This window comes from Janthinobacterium sp. BJB401 (genome assembly GCF_013372745.1).
Taxonomy (GTDB): domain Bacteria; phylum Pseudomonadota; class Gammaproteobacteria; order Burkholderiales; family Burkholderiaceae_D; genus Janthinobacterium; species Janthinobacterium rivuli.
The window spans coordinates 177,675-194,873 of sequence record NZ_JABXFH010000003.1 but is presented as its reverse complement, the minus strand read 5'-3'; the positions used below and the strand labels follow the sequence as shown (position 1 = coordinate 194,873).

At 64.9% G+C, this 17,199-nt stretch carries 15 protein-coding genes; 1 reads left to right on the top strand and 14 read right to left on the bottom strand.

Translation table 11 applies throughout. From position 1 onward, the window contains the following. Positions 1-159: 159 nt before the first annotated feature. Positions 160-1,308 carry a poly(3-hydroxybutyrate) depolymerase gene (locus tag HWE17_RS03880; protein ID WP_176387872.1) on the top strand — a complete coding sequence of 383 codons (1,149 nt, stop codon included), beginning with the start codon at positions 160-162 and terminating at the stop codon, positions 1,306-1,308. Between the two features lie 131 nt (positions 1,309-1,439). On the opposite strand, the gene gabD is transcribed toward HWE17_RS03880, so the two are convergent. From gabD to HWE17_RS03810, 14 genes are all read right to left on the bottom strand, one after another. Further along, positions 1,440-2,894, bottom strand: a complete 1,455-nt coding sequence (gabD, locus tag HWE17_RS03875; protein WP_176387871.1) for an NADP-dependent succinate-semialdehyde dehydrogenase — start codon at positions 2,892-2,894, stop codon at positions 1,440-1,442. Positions 2,895-2,986: 92 nt separating this feature from the next. Further along, positions 2,987-3,829 carry a PPK2 family polyphosphate kinase gene (locus HWE17_RS03870; protein WP_035823514.1) on the bottom strand — a complete coding sequence of 281 codons (843 nt, stop codon included), beginning with the start codon at positions 3,827-3,829 and terminating at the stop codon, positions 2,987-2,989. Beyond that, positions 3,826-4,248, bottom strand: a complete 423-nt coding sequence (locus tag HWE17_RS03865; protein WP_176387870.1) for a CoA-binding protein — start codon at positions 4,246-4,248, stop codon at positions 3,826-3,828. The genes HWE17_RS03870 and HWE17_RS03865 overlap by 4 nt, the downstream gene beginning before the upstream one ends. Positions 4,249-4,314: 66 nt before the next feature. Then, on the bottom strand, positions 4,315-4,968 hold the full coding sequence (locus tag HWE17_RS03860; protein WP_176387869.1) for a bifunctional 2-keto-4-hydroxyglutarate aldolase/2-keto-3-deoxy-6-phosphogluconate aldolase: 654 nt from the start codon (positions 4,966-4,968) through the stop codon (positions 4,315-4,317). Between the two features lie 13 nt (positions 4,969-4,981). Continuing rightward, positions 4,982-5,875, bottom strand: coding sequence for an SMP-30/gluconolactonase/LRE family protein (locus tag HWE17_RS03855; protein ID WP_176387906.1), 894 nt, complete (start codon positions 5,873-5,875; stop codon positions 4,982-4,984). Between the two features lie 18 nt (positions 5,876-5,893). Beyond that, positions 5,894-7,624 (bottom strand): L-arabinonate dehydratase, encoded by a 1,731-nt coding sequence (araD, locus tag HWE17_RS03850; protein WP_176387868.1) that lies wholly within the window; start codon positions 7,622-7,624, stop codon positions 5,894-5,896. Next, positions 7,621-8,634 (bottom strand): 2-dehydro-3-deoxygalactonokinase, encoded by a 1,014-nt coding sequence (locus HWE17_RS03845; RefSeq protein WP_176387867.1) that lies wholly within the window; start codon positions 8,632-8,634, stop codon positions 7,621-7,623. The genes araD and HWE17_RS03845 overlap by 4 nt, the downstream gene beginning before the upstream one ends. An 84-nt stretch (positions 8,635-8,718) precedes the next feature. Then, on the bottom strand, positions 8,719-9,492 hold the full coding sequence (locus HWE17_RS03840) for a hypothetical protein (protein WP_099401122.1): 774 nt from the start codon (positions 9,490-9,492) through the stop codon (positions 8,719-8,721). After that, positions 9,489-10,688, bottom strand: a complete 1,200-nt coding sequence (locus HWE17_RS03835) for a DNA-binding transcriptional regulator (protein WP_035823502.1) — start codon at positions 10,686-10,688, stop codon at positions 9,489-9,491. The genes HWE17_RS03840 and HWE17_RS03835 overlap by 4 nt, the downstream gene beginning before the upstream one ends. Positions 10,689-10,720: 32 nt before the next feature. Next, on the bottom strand, positions 10,721-11,863 hold the full coding sequence (locus HWE17_RS03830) for a sugar ABC transporter permease (RefSeq protein WP_034783811.1): 1,143 nt from the start codon (positions 11,861-11,863) through the stop codon (positions 10,721-10,723). Beyond that, positions 11,860-13,431, bottom strand: a complete 1,572-nt coding sequence (gene xylG / locus HWE17_RS03825) for a D-xylose ABC transporter ATP-binding protein (RefSeq protein ID WP_176387866.1) — start codon at positions 13,429-13,431, stop codon at positions 11,860-11,862. The genes HWE17_RS03830 and xylG overlap by 4 nt, the downstream gene beginning before the upstream one ends. Positions 13,432-13,494: 63 nt before the next feature. Further along, positions 13,495-14,496 carry a D-xylose ABC transporter substrate-binding protein gene (xylF, locus tag HWE17_RS03820; protein ID WP_034752745.1) on the bottom strand — a complete coding sequence of 334 codons (1,002 nt, stop codon included), beginning with the start codon at positions 14,494-14,496 and terminating at the stop codon, positions 13,495-13,497. Positions 14,497-14,621: 125 nt separating this feature from the next. Next, positions 14,622-16,409 carry an IlvD/Edd family dehydratase gene (locus HWE17_RS03815; RefSeq protein ID WP_176387865.1) on the bottom strand — a complete coding sequence of 596 codons (1,788 nt, stop codon included), beginning with the start codon at positions 16,407-16,409 and terminating at the stop codon, positions 14,622-14,624. Next, positions 16,406-17,173, bottom strand: a complete 768-nt coding sequence (locus HWE17_RS03810) for an SDR family NAD(P)-dependent oxidoreductase (RefSeq protein ID WP_176387864.1) — start codon at positions 17,171-17,173, stop codon at positions 16,406-16,408. The genes HWE17_RS03815 and HWE17_RS03810 overlap by 4 nt, the downstream gene beginning before the upstream one ends. Positions 17,174-17,199: the final 26 nt, after the last annotated feature.

The window sequence follows — 17,199 nt, the reverse complement described above, 5'->3', positions numbered from 1 at the left end:
AAAAAAACCATTCTATGTCAAACGCCGCGCGTGCGTACAAGACGCACAACAACGACAATTGCTTGAGCGACATCAACGACGGTGCAGTACTTGCCCAGCGCACAGTTTTTTTACCTATGCTCGGCCTTCCTGTCCCTTTCCTTGCCTTCTGGAGCCGCCATGCCCTTCCCGCACCTGACCGCGCACCTGACCACAGTAACCACCGCCGTGCTGGCCGCCAGCCTGTTCATCCTGGCGCCAGCAAGCGCACACGCCGCCACGGCAGTCAAAGCCGTCAAAGCCGCCAAGCCCGCCGCGACCAAGGACGCGCCCGCCCTGCCCGGCTACCAGGCTGACCTGAGCCAGACCACGGTGTCCGGCCTGTCCTCGGGCGGCTTCATGGCGGCGCAGTTTGCCGTCGCCTACTCGGCCACCGTCGCCGGCGCCGGCATCATCGCAGGCGGCCCGTATTTCTGTTCGGGCCAGCCGGGCCGCTTCCCCTACATCCCCTACCTGACGAATGCCCTGACCACCTGCATGAATCCCGGCAGCGCGCAGGTGGCGCCGCCCGTCGCCAGCGAATTGCTGCGCGCGGCGAACGATTTTGCGCGCGCCCGTCTCATCGACGACACGGCCAACCTGAAACGCCAGCGCGTGTATCTGTTCAGCGGAACGAAAGACCAGACCGTGACACGGCCGGTGGTGGAACAGGTGGGGAAATTCTATCAACTGGCGGGCACGCCGGCGGCGCAAATCCGCTTCGTCGACACGCTAGGCGCGGGCCACGCCATTCTGACCGACAGCAACACCGACAAGCCTTGCGCCGTGACGGAATCGCCCTTCATCAACGATTGCGACTACACGCAGGCGCGCGACATCCTGCAGCACCTGTACCCGGACCTGCAACCGTCGGCGACCACCCTGACGGGCAAGCTGATCGCCTTCAATCAGCGCAGCTTCATCCAGAACGCTTACTCGAGCATGAACAATACGGGCTACGCCTACATCCCGAAAGCCTGCGACAGCGAGAGCTGCCGCGTGCACGTGGTGTTCCACGGCTGCCTGCAAACGACGCAGGCGATCGGCGACCGTTTCTATACGAGCACCGGCTACAACCAGGTGGCGGACGCCAACAAGATCATCGTGCTGTACCCGCAGGCCGAACCGAGCCCCGTCTATCCGTACAACCCGAAAGGCTGCTGGGATTTCTGGGGCTACACCAGCATCAATCCGATCGACCCGGATTTCTACCGCAAGAGCGGCACGCAGATGGAAGCGGTCAAGGGCATGCTGGACCGGTTAGCATCGGCTCGCAACAGCCGTCGATAACAGACGTAACGGATGCTTGAGAAAATCGTAGCGAGCGGCAACGATTTCTGGCTAAGAAGCGCAGCTGTACTTTAGTACAGCGAGCATCGCAGGCCGGAAAGCGCGCCGCGCAGTAGATTTAATCAAGCATCCTAGATCCCGCCCATGCAGATGTATTTGATGACCAGGTAATCTTCAATACCGTAGGTCGACCCTTCACGGCCCAGGCCCGATTGCTTGACACCGCCGAAGGGGGCGATCTCGTTCGAGATCAGGCCCGTGTTGACGCCAACCATGCCCGTTTCCAGGCCTTCGGCCACGCGCCAGATGCGGCCGATGTCGCGCGAATAGAAGTAGGCGGCCAGGCCGAATTCCGTGTTGTTGGCCAGCCCGATCACTTCATCGTCCGTCTTGAAGCGGAACAGGGGCGCCAGCGGGCCGAAGGTTTCTTCGGTGGCCACGCGCATGTCGTTTGTCACATCGGCGATGATGGTCGGCTCGAAGAAGCCATTGCCCAGCGCATGGCGCTTGCCGCCGGCCAGCAGGCGCCCGCCCTTGCCCAGCGCGTCGGCCACGTGTTCTTCCACCTTGGCGACAGCCTTGGCGTCGATCAGCGGGCCTTGCGTGACGCCCGCTTCGATGCCATTGCCCACCTTCAGCTTGGCCACGGCGGCCACCAGCTTGTCGGCAAACGCGTCATACACGCTGTCCTGCACATACAGCCGGTTGGCGCAGACGCACGTCTGGCCCGCATTGCGGTATTTCGAGGCGATGGCGCCTTCCACTGCCGCGTCCAGGTCGGCGTCGTCGAAGACGATGAACGGCGCATTGCCGCCCAGTTCCAGCGACAGTTTCTTGATCGTCGGCGCGCACTGCTCGGCCAGCAAACGTCCCACCTGGGTTGAACCCGTAAACGTCAGCTTGCGCACGATGGGGTTCGACGTCATTTCGCCGCCGATGTCTTTCGGCGCGCCCGTAACGATGCTGAACACGCCGGCAGGCACGCCCGCGCGCTCGGCCAGCACGGCCAGCGCCAGCGCGGAAAACGGCGTTGCTTCCGCCGGCTTCAGGACCATCGGGCAGCCGGCGGCCAGGGCCGGGCCGACTTTGCGCGTGATCATGGCGGCCGGGAAATTCCACGGCGTGATGGCGGCGCACACGCCGATCGGCTCCTTGGTGACGACCAGACGGCGGTCCGGCCAAGGCGATTGCAGGGTCTCGCCCGCGACGCGCTTGCCTTCTTCCGCAAACCACTCGATGAACGAGGCGCCGAACTGCACTTCGCCCTTCGCTTCCGGCAGGGGCTTGCCCTGCTCGGTGGTCATGATCAGCGCCAGGTCATCGGCGTTTTCCAGGATCAGGTCATGCCAGCGGCGCAGCACGGCGGCGCGTTCCTTGGCCGTCTTCTTGCGCCAGGCGGGCCAGGCGGCATTGGCCGCTTCGATGGCGCGGCGCGTCTCGGCGGCGCCCATCAGGGGCACCGTGCCGATATGCTCGCCGGTGGCGGGATTGCTCACATTAATCGTCTGGCCACCGTCGGCATCTGCCCAGGCTCCATTCACGTAAGCCTGGTGACGCAACAAGGTAGGATCTTTCAACTGCAGCATATGGATCTCCGGTCTGGTTTGAATTATCGACGAGGGATACTATGCCACAGCGCAGCCGATTCCGCAGGTGCGGCGCTGAATTGGCCTGAGCTCTACTCGACCTTGAAAGACGACAGTTTCGGGTCCGGCGCCGGGTATTCCAGCTTCATGCCCTGCAGGGTTTCCAGCAGCAGGGAAGCGACCACCAGGTTGCGCTGCGTCTTGGAGTTCGATGGCACCACGTACCATGGCGCGTGGTCGGCATCGGTCTCGCGGATCGCCGTTTCATAGGCGCGCTGGTAGCCATCCCACTTCTTGCGCTGGGCGATATCGTTGGGGTCGAACTTCCACTGGCGGTCGGGATCGTCGAGCCGCTCCTGCAGCCGTCCTCTTTGTTCATCCTTCGAGATGTGCAGGAAGATTTTCAGGATGACGGTGCCCGTCTCGCTCAGCATGCGCTCGAAATCGCGGATCTGCGCGTAGCGGCGCTGGCATTCCGCCTTGTCGATCATGTCCTGCACGCGCGTGATCAGCACATCTTCGTAATGGCTGCGGTTGAAGATGGCGATCTCGCCCTTCACGGGCACGTGCTGGTGCACTCTCCACAGGTAGTCGTGCGCCAGTTCGATATCGGTGGGGCCCTTGAACGCCACGGCGCGGATGCCCATCGGGTTGATGTTGCTGAAGATGGCCTTGACCGTGCCATCCTTGCCCGACGTATCCATGCCCTGCAAGACCAGCAGCACCTTCTTTTTGTGCTGCGCGTACAGCATGCTCTGGCACTCGGCGATCTGCGCCGTCAGGGCCACGGTTTCCTCGCGGTCCAGGGCCTTGCACTGGGCCGGCGTCAGCTTCTTGTTGGCGGCCTTGGTGGCGGCGCCCAGCAAGCGCTTGCCGGCGAATTCCTCGTTCAGCTCGAAGCCCTTGCCGGCGCGAAATTGCGTGCGCGCCTTCATGCCGCCACCGCCAGCTTACGGTGCTCGATTTTTGTGCAGTGATCCATCACCACGTCGAGGCCCGCCGCCCGCGCCAGCTGCGCCGCCGGCTCGTTGACGATGTCGAGCTGCAGCCACAGGCAGCCGGCCTTGACGGCGATGGCTTCCCCGGCGATGGGCAGGATATCTTCGGACTTGCGGAAGCAATCGACGATGTCGATGCGCGCCGGTGCCACGGCAGCGGCGGCCTGCGTCAAGGTGGCGTAGGCACGCTGCCCCAGCACCTCGCGCCCGGCCAGGGCCGGATTGACGGGCAAGACGCGGTAGCCATGCCGCAGCAGGTAGTCGGCCACTTCATGGCTGGCGCGTTCGGGCTTGTCGGACATGCCGACAATGGCGATGATGCGGCTGTCTTGCAGGATGCGGGCGATGTTGGGCATATTCTGGTCGTAGTTAAGCGTGCGACATTGCCCGCCTAGCGTAGCAGAATTATCCAGGGCAGGGAGCTATCCAGAAGACCTAGAAGTCCGCACGGCCGCCATCTTCGCCACGAAAGCCTGCGCGCGCGCCGTCACGGCCGCGTAATCGCCCGTGGCGCCCGGGCCACTGAGGCTGCTGCCGATGCCCACGGCCACGGCGCCGCTGGCAAACCATGCATGCAGATTCTCTACCGTCACGCCGCCCGTCGGCATCAATGGCGCTTGCGGCAGGGGTGCGCGCAGGGCCTTGATGTAGGCGGGGCCGAACATCTCGGCGGGGAAGACCTTGACGATGTCGGCGCCCGCCTGCAGGGCCGTGACGATTTCCGTCGGCGTCATCGCGCCCGGCATGGACAGCACCTGGTAGCGCTGGCACAGCGCGATGGTGTCCACGTTGACGCTGGGCGAAATGATGAACTGGGCGCCGGCCAGGATGGCGGCGCGCGCCGTCTCCGTATCGAGCACGGTGCCCGCGCCCAGCAGCACGTCATGACCGTGGCGTTCGCGCAAGGTGCGCAGCACGCCCAGGGTATCGGGCGTGGTGAACGCCACTTCCAGCGCCGTGACGCCGCCGGCGATGCACGCCTCGGCGATCTGCACGGCCGCCTGCGCCGAATCGGCGCGCACGATGCCGACCATGCCCCGTTCGAGGATGCCATTGAAAACCGTGTGTTTTTGCATATGCTTTCTCCTGTCAGGCCGGCAGGGCGCCAAAGCGCACTTCCGGCAAACCGCGCACGCCCACCTGACGCGCGTGGAACAATCCGCCAGCCAGCGGTTCGCTCGCCAGTTGGGCCGGGGTCAAGTTCTCCTGCGCCGTCGTGACGAACAATTCGTCGTAGTGCGGGCCGCCCAGGCTCACGCAGCTGGGCTGCGAGACGGGCAGGCAGATCTTGCGCTCGACGCTGCCGTCCGGCGCGAAGCGCAAGACCCTGCCGGCACCCCACTGCGCGCTCCACAGGTAGTCATCCGCATCGATGGTGGCGCCATCGGCGGCGCCCGGTCCCGGGTCGAGCACGGCAAACACGCGTACCCGGCTAGCGTCGCCACCCAGATAATCGTCCCAGCGGTAGATCGCCCGCTTCATCGAGTCGCAGAAATACATGGCCGTGCCATCGACGCTGAAGCAGATGCTGTTCGAGATGGCGATCTGCGGCAGCGGCAGGCGCTCCAGAGTCAAGTCCAGGTTGAGGCGGTAAAAGCTGCCGATGGCATCGCGGCACGGACGTTCATCGAGCGTGCCGAAGACAAAGCGTCCCTGGCGGTCGCAGCGGCCATCGTTCAGACGCGTCATGGGCAAGTCGCCCTCCACCGTGTGCAAGCGCGTGACGACCCCGCTAAGCGCGTCAAACCAGGCCAGTCCGGAGGCCAGTCCCAGCAACAGCACCTCGTCGCTATCCGTCAGCGCGAAGCACGCCAGGCGCTCGGGCATGGCCCAGCTCTGGCGCTCGCCCGTGGCCAGCACCAGCGCATGCAGCTGGCAGCCTTCGATATTCGTCCAGAAAACGCGGCCGCTGCGTTCGCACCAGCGCACGCCCTCGCCCAGGAAGTTTTGCGCATCGACCAGTAATTGCGCCTGTGTTCCCATCATCTTTTTTCCTTGTTTTCAGTGAGATTCGCGCGGAACGGCCGAACCCCGGCAACCGACGAGGAAATCGAGGTCCGCGCCTTCGTCGGCCTGCGTCACGTGCTTGATGTACATGGACTGGTAGCCGCCCTTCATGGCCGGCGGCGGTGCGCTCCACTCGGCGCGCCGGCGCGCCAGCTCGGCATCGTCGACGTCCAGGTGCAAGCGGCGTCCCGCCACATCGAGTTCAATCATGTCGCCATCGCGCACCAGCGCCAGCGGCCCGCCCACGGCCGCTTCCGGCGCCACGTGCAGCACCACCGTGCCGTAGGCCGTGCCGCTCATGCGCGCGTCCGAGATGCGCACCATGTCGCGCACGCCCTGCTCCAGCAGTTTTTTCGGCAGTCCCATATTGCCCACTTCGGCCATGCCCGGATAGCCCTGCGGGCCGCAGTTTTGCAGCACCATCACGCAGCTGGCGTCGATATCGAGCGCGGGATCGTCGACGCGCTTTTTATAATGCTCGATGCTGTTGAAGACGACGGCGCGGCCACGGTGCTGCATCAGCTCGGGCGAGGCGGCCGAAGGCTTGATGACGGCGCCGCGCGGGGCCAGGTTGCCATGCAGGACGGCGATGCCGCCCTCGTCCTTGAAAGGCTGCGCCAGCGGCGTGATCACCTCGGGATTGAAATTTTCCGCTTCGGCCACGTTGACGGCCATGGTCGCGCCCGTAACGGTGAGCGCCTCGCCGTGCAATTTGCCCAGCAGGTCGCGGATGATCACGGGCAGGCCGCCCGCATAGTAAAAATCTTCCATCAGGTACTGGCCCGATGGCATCAGGTTCAGCAGGCAGGGAATGTCGCGCCCCAGGCGGTCCCAGTCGCCCAGGCGCATGTCCACGCCGATGCGCCCGGCAATGGCCAGCAAATGGATCACGGCATTGGTCGAGCCGCCGATGGCGCCGTTGACCATGATGGCGTTTTCAAACGCTTCGCGCGTGAGGATCTGCGACAGTTTCAGGTCTTCATGCACCATGTCGACGATGCGCCGGCCCGTCAGTTGCGCCTGCAGCTTGCGGCGCGCATCGACGGCGGGAATGGCCGCATTGCCGGGCAGGGTCACGCCCAGCGCTTCGACCATGCTGGCCATGGTCGAAGCCGTGCCCATGGTCATGCAGTGGCCGGCGGAACGCGACATGCACGATTCGGCCTGCTTGAATTCGGCTGACGTCATGCGCCCGGCCCGCACGTCTTCGGAAAATTTCCATACGTCGGTGCCCGAACCGATCGGCTTGCCCCGGTAATTCCCGTTCAGCATGGGGCCGCCCGACAGCACGATGGTGGGCAAGTCCACGCTGGCCGCGCCCATCAGCAGGGCCGGGGTGGTCTTGTCGCAGCCCGTCAGCAGCACCACGCCGTCGATCGGGTTGGCGCGGATCGATTCCTCGACATCCATGCTGGCCAGGTTACGGAACAGCATGGCCGTCGGGCGCAGATTCGTCTCGCCCAGCGACATGACGGGAAATTCGACGGGGAAGCCGCCCGCTTCGAGCACGCCGCGCTTGACCATCTCGGCCAGGTCGCGGAAATGGCCATTGCAGGGCGTCAGCTCGGACCAGGTATTGCAGATGCCGATGACGGGGCGGCCATCGAAGGCGTCGCTGGGATAGCCCTGGTTCTTCATCCAGCTGCGGTGAATAAAACTGTCCTTGTCGTCGCCGCCAAACCACGCTTGCGAACGCAAGGGACGCTTGTTCTTGTTGCTGCTCATACTGTCTCCTGCGGGGAAATCAAGCCGCGCGCGGCGGCGATCAGCAGCGCACCGTGACCGGCCAGACAGTCTTGCTGCTGGTCGTCGACGATGATGCGCTTGCCATAAAAAAATCCGTGTTCTTCGATCAGCAGCCCGAGCGCCTGGCGCAGCATGGGTTTACCTGTAATGACGAGCGGGCTATCGGGCCGCATCTGAATGGCGGTGCTGTTGCGCAGCGCCAGCAAGTCGCCGCTGAGGACGGCGCCCATCAGGAAATTGGCCCGCTCATTGCATTCGATGGCGCTGAACTGGCCCAGGGTGCGCACGCTGAAGCAGGCGCGCGCCAGCCCCGTTTTTTGCGCCGCGGCCGCGCCGGCCAGCAGCATTTTCGGCACCAGGGTCTGGGCAAAACCGCCATCGACCGATTGCTTGATCAGGGTGTGCTGCGTGATCGCCTGCAGCAGCTCGCCCGCGATGGTGGTGCTGCAGCCGAGGATGCGGCGCTGTTCGTCCACGCTGATCAGCTTGGTATGCGAACCGGGCATGATCAGGGTCGCCGCGCCGCGCAACTGCAGGCGCTCGAGCAGCGCGACGACTTCCGTCTCTTCGCCGCGCATCATGTCCATCGCCTCGACGTTATGCAGACCGACGGCGCCATGCTGGTTGCGCACGCCGGGAATCAGCCACAGGGGCTGCGCCAGCACGTCGGGCAAATCCACCGCCTGCATGCCTTGCGCCAGCTGGGCCAGGCCGGCGGGCGCCGGCAAATGCGGCACTTCCCGCACGCCCATGGGCGAAGTGATCATGCCCGAGGCCACTGCCAGGTCCACCTCGGACGGCGCAAGCCCCGCGCTGGCCAGCACGCTGGCGATGGTGTCGCGCAGCGCCTGTTTCAGCGCGCCGTTATGGCCATCGATGGCGGTATTGCGCACGCCCGTTTCCTGCTGCGCCTGGGCGACGACGGCGCCTGCGCGCCACAGCAAGGTACGCGTATTGGTGGTGCCGGCATCGATGGTGAGTATGTTCATGGGCAGGTTCGCAGCGTCGGTCAGGACAAAAATGAATGAGGGAAAAACTACCTCATGGTAGAACTGCCCCGCATATCTGACCAATCACTTATTTGACATCATTGATACCGGTTCGGATATGTCAAACGCATCGATATCCTGCACGCCCAAACGGTAGGCAAGGCTGAAGCGCATCACCTGCCCCGGCTGCAATTGCACGCCCTGCGCCAGCAGGGAAAAACAGCGCGCATCGGAATACAAATGGCAACTGTCCTGGGTACTGGAAAAACGCAAGACCCGGCCGGAAGCGGGGTCGGCAACCCGCGCCGCCTCGCGCAGCTGGCCGCTGCCCGTCCAGTAAAAGTCATGCCGGAATCCCGGTAAATGCACGAGCGCGGGCCAGGCCAGGCGTGTAGCGAATGGTGCCGGCTGGCGGAAGTCGAACGCGCTGCCCGCCACATCGAGCGGCGCGCCGTCCGTGCTACCGCCAGGCCAAGGCCGGTAACGGTCGGCGGCCAGGCGCAGCACATGGTCGCCCACGGCGGCGCGGCCGCCCTGCAGATTGAACAGGGGCGCGGCCAGCGCAAAACGGGAAAGCGTATCGGCCGTGGCGGCGCAGTCGAGGTGCAAACAGCCATCGTCGTCGAGCCGGTAGGCCAGGCGCACCGACAGGCCGTCATGCGCCAGGTGCATCAAAAGGTGGCCGTCGTCCGGCGGCGCGCACTGCCAGCCCGTGGATGCACGCGCCGCAAGGGGCGCGGCGCCCAGCACATCGGCCAGGCGGCCATAGCGGTCGGGCGCCCACCAGGCCCGCACGCTGGCATCGTGCGCATCGATGGCCACGCGCATGCCGCGCGCATTGTGCAGCAGATGCATCATGGCGCCTGCCCGGGGGCTGGCGGCGGCCGGCTGCGCTGCTGGAATTCGCGCGGCGTGCAACCGAGTTCGCGCTTGAAGACGGCATGCATGTACTGCACCGTGGTAAAGCCGCAACGCACGGCCACCTCGGCCACCTGCCCCGGCCCGCGCGCCAGCAGGGTCTTGGCCGCATCGAGCTTGAAATGCAGGATTTCGTCGTGCACGCTGCGCCCCAGCTCGTGGCGGAAGTGCGCTTCGAGCGAAGAGCGCGACACGCCCACGTAATCGGCCACCTGCTCCGTCTTGATGCCCTGGCAGGCGTACTGGCGAATAAAATGGCGCGCCTGCATCACCTGCGGATGCTGGAAAGGCTGGTGGCGCGTGGAGGCGAGCACGTTCAGGCCGGCCGGCGGCACGAGGATGCGCGTGCCGGACAGGCGCGCGCCATTCAACATCTGGTGCAGCAGATGCGCGGCCGTGCGGCCCATTTCCTCGGTGCCCTGGATCACGGAACTCAAGGGAATGCGCGTGAGCATGCGCGCCAGCGGGTCGTTGTCGATACCGATCAGGGCGACTTGCTCCGGCACGGCGATCCCCGCGTGCATGCAAGCTTGCAGCAGCTGGCGCGCGCGCGCGTCGCTGACGGCGATGATGCCGACGGGTTTTTCCAGGCTGTTGAGCCAGGCGATCTGCTGCTCCACCGCTTCGTCCCACGAGGGCGCGCTGGTGGCGACGCCACGGTACACGTCGGCGCGCATGTGGTCGCGCTCCATCAAGGTGCAAAATGCCGTTTCGCGCTCCTGCGCCCAGCGGTTGACGTCCGCCTCGGGCAGGCTGAAACAGGCGAAACGCGTCAGGCCCGCTTCCACCAGGTGTTCATAGGCCAGCTTGACGATCTTGAAATTGTCGGTCGCCACGTACGGGATGCCGGCCGGGTAATCCTCGGCACGCGCATACGAGCCGCCCACAGCCACCACGGGCAGGCGGCTGTGCGCCAGCGCTTCGCAGACGGCGGGATCGTCAAAATCGGCGATGATGCCGTCGCCCTGCCAGCGTTCGATGCCGGGCAGGCGGCAGCGAAAATCCTCTTCCAGGAACAGGTCCCACGACACGCGCGTCGTGTTCAGGTAGGCGGCGATGCCCGCGATGATGTCGCGGTCATAGATCTTATTCCCGTTAAACAGCAGCGCGATCCGGTGCGCGGTCGGCATCTTCATGGTGTCTCCTCCCGTGCCAGATCGTTTCACGGCTATCTACGCCCCGCTCGCGTGCTGACATCGACCCACACGGCCAAAGTGAGGATACTGCCTTTCACGATCATCTGCCAGTAGGTGTCCACGTCCAGCATGGACATGCCGTTATCGAGGCTGGCCATGACCAGCGCGCCGATCAGGGCGCCGTACACGGTGCCCGAGCCGCCGCGCATCGAGGTGCCGCCGATGAAGCAGGCGGCGATGGCATCGAGTTCGCTGAAGGTGCCGGCCGATGGGGAACCGGCCGCCAGGCGGCCCGTGTTGATCAGGCCAGCCAGCGCGCACATCAGGCCCATGATGCCGAAGATCCACAGCTTGACGGCTTTCACGTTGATGCCGGACAGGCGCGTCGCCTCCATATTGCTGCCCACGGCATAGATGCGGCGGCCAAACACGGTCTGGCTCGTGATGTAGCTGAACAGTCCCAGCAAGGCCAGCAGCAACAGCACGGGCAGCGGGATGCCTTCATAGCCGTTCAGGGTTTGCACGAAGGCGTACAGCACGGCGCCGATGACGGCCAGGCGCAAGCCGTCGGCCCAGGGCGCCGTCTGCGGCAAGCCATGCTGGGCGCGGCTGGCGCGCGCGCGCCACGTCAGGAAGGCGGCCAGCAGGAACAGGCCGATGCCCAGCACGATGCCGGGCACTGCGGGCAGGTAGCCCTGCCCCAGGTAGACCATCGGCTCGGAAACGGGCGCGATCGTGATGCCGCCCGTGATGCCCAGCAGGATGCCGCGATACGCCAGCATGCCGCCCAGGCCCACGATGAAGGACGGGATGCCGCGGTACGCCGTCAGGTAGCCATTGAGCAAACCGATCACCAGGCCGCAGCCGAGTACGGCCGCCAGGTTCAGCGCCAGCGGCCAGTGCTGCGTCACGTCGAGCACGGCGGCGATGCCGCCGAGCAGCCCCAGCAGGGAGCCGATCGACAGGTCGATCTCGCCGGCGATAATCACCAGCACCATGCCGCAGGCGAGGATGCCGGTGACGGACATCTGGCGCAGCAGGTTAGACAGGTTGCGCGGCGTGAGGAAACTGCCCTCCGTCTTCCACGAAAAGAAGGCCCAGATCAGCGCCACGGCGATCAACAGGGCCAGCATCTTATATTGGGTAAACAGCTGTTTGATACTGTGCGGTTTCATGCTGCGGTTTCCTTGTTTGCGGTGTTGGCGGCGGGCGCCGGGCGCTGGTCCAGCGCGGCCGCCAGCACGGTTTCCTGGCTCAGGCCATCGTTGATAAAGTCGCCGCGCAGGCGGCCTTCGCCCATCACCAGCACGCGGTCGGACACGCCCAGCACTTCGGCCAGTTCCGACGAGACCATGATGATGGCCACGCCCCGGTCGGCCAGCGCCAGCATCAATTTGTAGATTTCATATTTGGCGCCCACATCGACGCCGCGCGTGGGTTCGTCGAGGATCAGCACGCGCGGGCGCGTCAGCAGCATCTTGGCCAGCACGGCCTTTTGCTGGTTGCCGCCCGACAGGCTCGTAATGGGCAGCGACGGGCTGGCTGCCTTCAGTTCCAGCTGCGCGATCTCGCCGCGCACGGCCGTCAACTCCGCCTCGCCATCGATGCGCGTGGCGCGCGCGAATTCCTCCAGCACGGCCAGGGTGATGTTCTGCCCCACGTCGAGGTCGGGCACGATGCCGTGGTGCTTGCGGTCTTCCGGCACCATGGCCAGGCCCATGGCGATGGCCTTTTGCGGCGAACGGGTATCGATCTTGCGGCCATCGAGCCACACCTCGGCCTGGCACGGCCCCTGGTAGGCGCCGAACAGGGCCGAGACCAGCTCCGTGCGCCCCGCCCCCACCAGGCCGGCGATGCCAAGGATCTCGCCCTTGCGCAGGGTGAACGACACATCGTCGACCCGCTTGCGCTGCGGGTTGTCGGCGTCGATGCAGGTCACGTGGCGCGCCTCGAACAGCACTTCGCCGATCGGTGCCGGCTGCGCGCGTTGCGGGTACAGCTGGCTCATTTCGCGGCCCACCATCTGCGCGATGATGCGCTCGACGTTCATCTGCGCCATCGGCGTAGTGGCGATATGCTTGCCGTCGCGGATGACGACGATGGTGTCGCAGATGGCCGCCACTTCATCGAGCTTGTGCGAAATGTAGATGCAGGTGACGCCCTTGGCCTTCAGCGCGCGCAGGATATCGAGCAGCACGGCGATTTCCGACGCCGTCAGCGACGACGACGGCTCGTCGAGGATCAGCAGGCGAGCATTCTTGTTGAGCGCCTTGGCGATTTCCACCAGCTGCTGGTGGCCGCCGCCGTAATTCATCACGGGTTGCGCCACGTTCAGTTCGGGAATTTTCAGTTCGCGCAGCAGCTCGTCGGCGCGCTTGTACATGGCCGCGTAATGCATGCGCCCGCCGGGCAGGGTCAGCTCGCGGCCCATGAAGATATTCTCGGCCACGGACAGCTGCGGCACCAGCATCAGCTCCTGGTGAATGATGATGATGCCCGCGTCTTCCGTGTCGCGGATCGATTGCGCGCGCAGGAGCTGGCCCTCCCACAGGATCTCGCCATCCCAGGTGCCGTGCGGGTACACGCCGGACAGCACCTTCATCAGGGTCGACTTGCCGGCGCCATTCTCGCCGCACAAGCCGATGCACTCGCCGGCCCGCACCTGCAGGTCGATGCCGTCAAGCGCGCGGACACCGCCAAACTGTTTGACGATGCCTTTCATTTCAAGCAGATAGTCGGACATGCTCACTCTCGTTGCGGATTAACAGAAATCAGGGGTCAGACCCGGCGGGTCTGACCCCAGCTTTTAGTTGCCCAACTGAGCTTTGGTATAAAAACCGTCGTCAACGAGAATGTTCACATTCGCCTTGGTCAGCGGCGTAGGCTTCAGCAGCACCGTGCTGACTTTTTTCAGGCCGTTGTCATAGCTGGAGTTGTAGGCCGGCTTTTCATTGCGCGCCAGTTGCACGGCCAGCTTGGCCGCTTCGGCAGCGATGGTTTTCAACGGTTTGTAGACGGTCATCGACTGCGTGCCGGCGATGACGCGTTTCACGGCCGCCAGATCGGCGTCCTGGCCCGAGACCGGCACCTTGCCGGCCAGTTTTTGCGCGGCCAGGGCCTGGATGGCGCCGCCGGCCGTGCCGTCGTTCGAGGCGACGATGGCGTCGATCTTGTTGCCGTTGGCCGTCAGCGCGTTTTCCACGATGGACAGCGCTTCGGTGGCACTCCAGTCCTTCACCCACTGCTGGCCGACGATCTTGATGTCGCCCTTGTCGATGAACGGTTTGAGTACCTTCATCTGGCCTTCGCGCAGCATCTTGGCGTTGTTGTCGGTCGGCGAGCCGCCCAGCAAATAGTAATTGCCCTTCGGCTGCAGCTTGGTCACGCCTTCGGCCTGCATCTCGCCCACTTTCTCGTTGTCGAACGAGATGTACGCGTCGATATCGGCGTTCAGAATCAGGCGGTCATACGACAGCACCTTGATACCGGCCTTTTTCGCTTCCTTGACGGTGTTGTTGAGGACAGTGGCGTTGAACGGCACGATCACCAGCACGTCAACGCCGCGCGAGATCAGGTTCTCGATTTGCGAAATCTGGCGCTGCTCGCTGGCGTCGGCCGACTGCACGAAGACCTTGGCGCCCTGCTTCTCGGCGGCGGCGATGAAGAAATCGCGATCGCGCGTCCAGCGTTCCACGCGCAAATCGTCGATGGAGAAGCCGATTTTCGGGTTTTTCGCATCGGCCAGGGCGGCGCTGCTGCTCAATGCCAGCATGGCGGTCATGATGGCTGCACTGATGATCTTGTTCATTGTGTGTCTCCTAGTGGATTTTATTAACAACGTTTTTTTAACTACGGGTACTGCTGAAAATCTGGTGATGCTGGTGTTGTCGGCTTACGCGCGGAGCGCTAAGCCGACCTACACCGATCTGCCTGCTAATGGTTGTGACGTGGCAAGGTCTGTCCCACGGCGCGGTATTTCAGCGCCAGCTCCATGCAGGCGCCCGTTTCCAGCTGGCCCACGCTGGCGCGGTAGATTTCCTGCCATGGCGTGGCGCTGTCGTTGACGGGCGGCGGCAGTTCCTGGGCGCGGCGTGCCAGTTCGTCAGCATCGACCAGCATGTCGCAGCTGCCCCCGTTCAAGTCCACGCGAATCATGTCGCCCGTGCGCAGCAGCGCCAGGCCGCCGCCCACGGCGCTTTCCGGCGACGCGTTCAGGATCGACGGACTGTCCGAGGTGCCCGACTGGCGCCCGTCGCCCAGGGTCGGCAGGTTCAGAATGCCGGCCTTCAGCAAGGCGTCGGGCGGCTGCATGTTGACCACTTCGGCCGAACCGGGCCAGCCCACGGGACCTGCGCCGCGCATGACCAGCATGCAGCTGTCATCAATTTGCAGGGCCGGATCGTTGATGCGCGCGTGGTAGTCGGCAGAACCGTCAAAGACGATGGCGCGCGCCTCGAATACGCCTTCGCTGCCGGGACGCGACAGGTAGCGCTCGCGGAAAGCGGGCGAGATCACGCTGGTCTTCATGATGGCAAAATCAAACAGGTTGCCCTGCAGGGCCATGAAACCGGCCTTTTCCTTCAGCGGTGCCGTAAACGGGCGGATCATCTCGCGGTCCGCGCTTTCACGGCCCGCCAGGTTCGCCGCCATCGTCTGGCCCGTCACCGTCAACCGGTCCGCGTGCAGCAAGCCCGCCTGCTGCAACTCCCACATCACGGCCGGCACGCCGCCGGCGCGGTGGAAGCGCTCACCCAGGTATTTTCCGGCCGGCTGCATGTTCAACAGCAGCGGCACGTCGTAGCCGTGCTCCATCCAGTCGCTCGAGTGCAATTCCACGCCCGCATGGCGCGCCATGGCCATCAGGTGCGGCTGGGCGTTGGTCGAGCCGCCGATGGCCGCGTTGACGATGATGGCGTCCAGGAACGCCTCGCGCGTGAGGATGCTCGACGGACGCACGTCCTCATGCGCCATGGCGACGATGCGGCGCCCCGTTGCATAGGCGATCTGGCCCCGCTCGCGGTACGGCGCGGGGATGGCCGAGCAGCCCGTCAGCGACATGCCCAGCGCCTCGGCCAGCGCATTCATGGTCGATGCCGTGCCCATGGTGTTGCAGTGGCCGGCCGACGGTGCCGAGGCGGCGGCGATCTGCAGGAATTTGTCGTTGTCGATCAAGCCGGCCGACAGCTGGCGGCGGCCTTTCCAGATGGCGGCGCCGGAACCCACCAGTTCGCCGTCCATCCAGCCGTCAAGCATGGGGCCACCCGACAGCACGATGGCGGGAATATCCACCGTGGCGGCGGCCATCAGCTGGGCCGGCGTGGTCTTGTCGCAGCCCGTGGTCAGCACCACGGCGTCGATCGGGTAGCCGTGCAAAATCTCCACCAGGCCCAGATACGCGAGGTTGCGGTCCAGCGCGGCCGTGGGACGACGGCAGTTTTCAAAGATCGGGTGCAGCGGGAATTCCATCGGGATGCCGCCCGCGTCGCGGATGCCGTCGCGCACGCGCTGGGCCAGTTCCAGGTGAATGCGGTTGCAGGGACTGATGTCGCTGCCGCTTTGCGCAATGCCGATGATGGGCCGGCCCGAGCGCAGCTCCTCGGCCGTGATGCCGTAGTTCATGAAGCGCTCGAGGTACAGCGCCGTCATGTCGATGTGGTCGGGATTGTCGAACCAGTCCTGCGAGCGGAAGCGCCGCGCCGGGTGTTTATCCGAGGTGCTCATGCGCCGTACCAGCCTGCGTCGACGTAGTATTCGCGTCCCGCGCACTTGGCCGCGTTGTCCGACGCGAGGAACAGCGCCAGCGCCGCCACGTCTTCCGGTTCCACGCGCAGCTGCAGGCATTGTCCTTGCAGGATCACGGCTTCCGCTTCCGGCGTATGCCACAGCTTTTCCTGGCGCGGTGTGCGCACGGCGCCGGGAATGATGCAGTTGACGCGGATGCCGTCGACGCCCAGGTCGCGCGCCAGGCCGCGCGTCAGGCCCTCGATGCCGGCCTTGGCCGTCATGTAGATCGACAGGCGCGCTTGCGCCAGGTGCCAGGAAATCGAGCCCAGGTTGAGGATCACGCCGCTGCCCTTGGCGCGCATGGCGGGCGCCACGGCCTGGGCGCAGAAATACTGGTGGCGCAAATTGACGGCCATGCGTTCGTCCCAGTAGGCGGGCGTGACGTCCTGCAATTCGTGGCGGTCGTCATTGGCCGCATTGTTGACGAGGATATCCGTGGCGCCCGCGCTGTGTGCGATCTCGGCGAAGGTGGCGGCCAGGGCGCCCAGGTCCGTCAGGTCGCAATAGCGGAAAACGGGCGGCTGCGGCAGGTGCGCCAGCTTTTCCTGCAGCGCCAGCGACGCCTCGCGGGCGATGTCGAGAAAGGTGACGTGGGCGCCCTGGCGCGCGAACGCCTCGACGATGGCCACGCCGATGCCGGTGCCGCCGCCCGTGATGACGACGCGCTTGCCGGCCAGGCTGGAATAAATTGCATGCTGCATGGTGTCTCTCTTTTTAAAATAATCGG

Bases quoted from the DNA above. Each gene is read 5' to 3' on its own strand.
- HWE17_RS03815 (WP_176387865.1), bottom strand. From the start codon at position 16,409: ATGAGCACCTCGGATAAACACCCGGCGCGGCGCTTCCGCTCGCAGGAC.
- xylG (WP_176387866.1), bottom strand. From the start codon at position 13,431: ATGTCCGACTATCTGCTTGAAATGAAAGGCATCGTCAAACAGTTTGGC.
- araD (WP_176387868.1), bottom strand. From the start codon at position 7,624: ATGAGCAGCAACAAGAACAAGCGTCCCTTGCGTTCGCAAGCGTGGTTT.
- HWE17_RS03810 (WP_176387864.1), bottom strand. From the start codon at position 17,173: ATGCAGCATGCAATTTATTCCAGCCTGGCCGGCAAGCGCGTCGTCATC.
- HWE17_RS03840 (WP_099401122.1), bottom strand. From the start codon at position 9,492: ATGATGCATCTGCTGCACAATGCGCGCGGCATGCGCGTGGCCATCGAT.
- HWE17_RS03845 (WP_176387867.1), bottom strand. From the start codon at position 8,634: ATGAACATACTCACCATCGATGCCGGCACCACCAATACGCGTACCTTG.
- gabD (WP_176387871.1), bottom strand. From the start codon at position 2,894: ATGCTGCAGTTGAAAGATCCTACCTTGTTGCGTCACCAGGCTTACGTG.
- HWE17_RS03865 (WP_176387870.1), bottom strand. From the start codon at position 4,248: ATGCCCAACATCGCCCGCATCCTGCAAGACAGCCGCATCATCGCCATT.
- HWE17_RS03860 (WP_176387869.1), bottom strand. From the start codon at position 4,968: ATGCAAAAACACACGGTTTTCAATGGCATCCTCGAACGGGGCATGGTC.
- HWE17_RS03855 (WP_176387906.1), bottom strand. From the start codon at position 5,875: ATGGGAACACAGGCGCAATTACTGGTCGATGCGCAAAACTTCCTGGGC.
- HWE17_RS03830 (WP_034783811.1), bottom strand. From the start codon at position 11,863: ATGAAACCGCACAGTATCAAACAGCTGTTTACCCAATATAAGATGCTG.
- HWE17_RS03880 (WP_176387872.1), top strand. From the start codon at position 160: ATGCCCTTCCCGCACCTGACCGCGCACCTGACCACAGTAACCACCGCC.
- HWE17_RS03835 (WP_035823502.1), bottom strand. From the start codon at position 10,688: ATGAAGATGCCGACCGCGCACCGGATCGCGCTGCTGTTTAACGGGAAT.
- HWE17_RS03870 (WP_035823514.1), bottom strand. From the start codon at position 3,829: ATGAAGGCGCGCACGCAATTTCGCGCCGGCAAGGGCTTCGAGCTGAAC.
- xylF (WP_034752745.1), bottom strand. From the start codon at position 14,496: ATGAACAAGATCATCAGTGCAGCCATCATGACCGCCATGCTGGCATTG.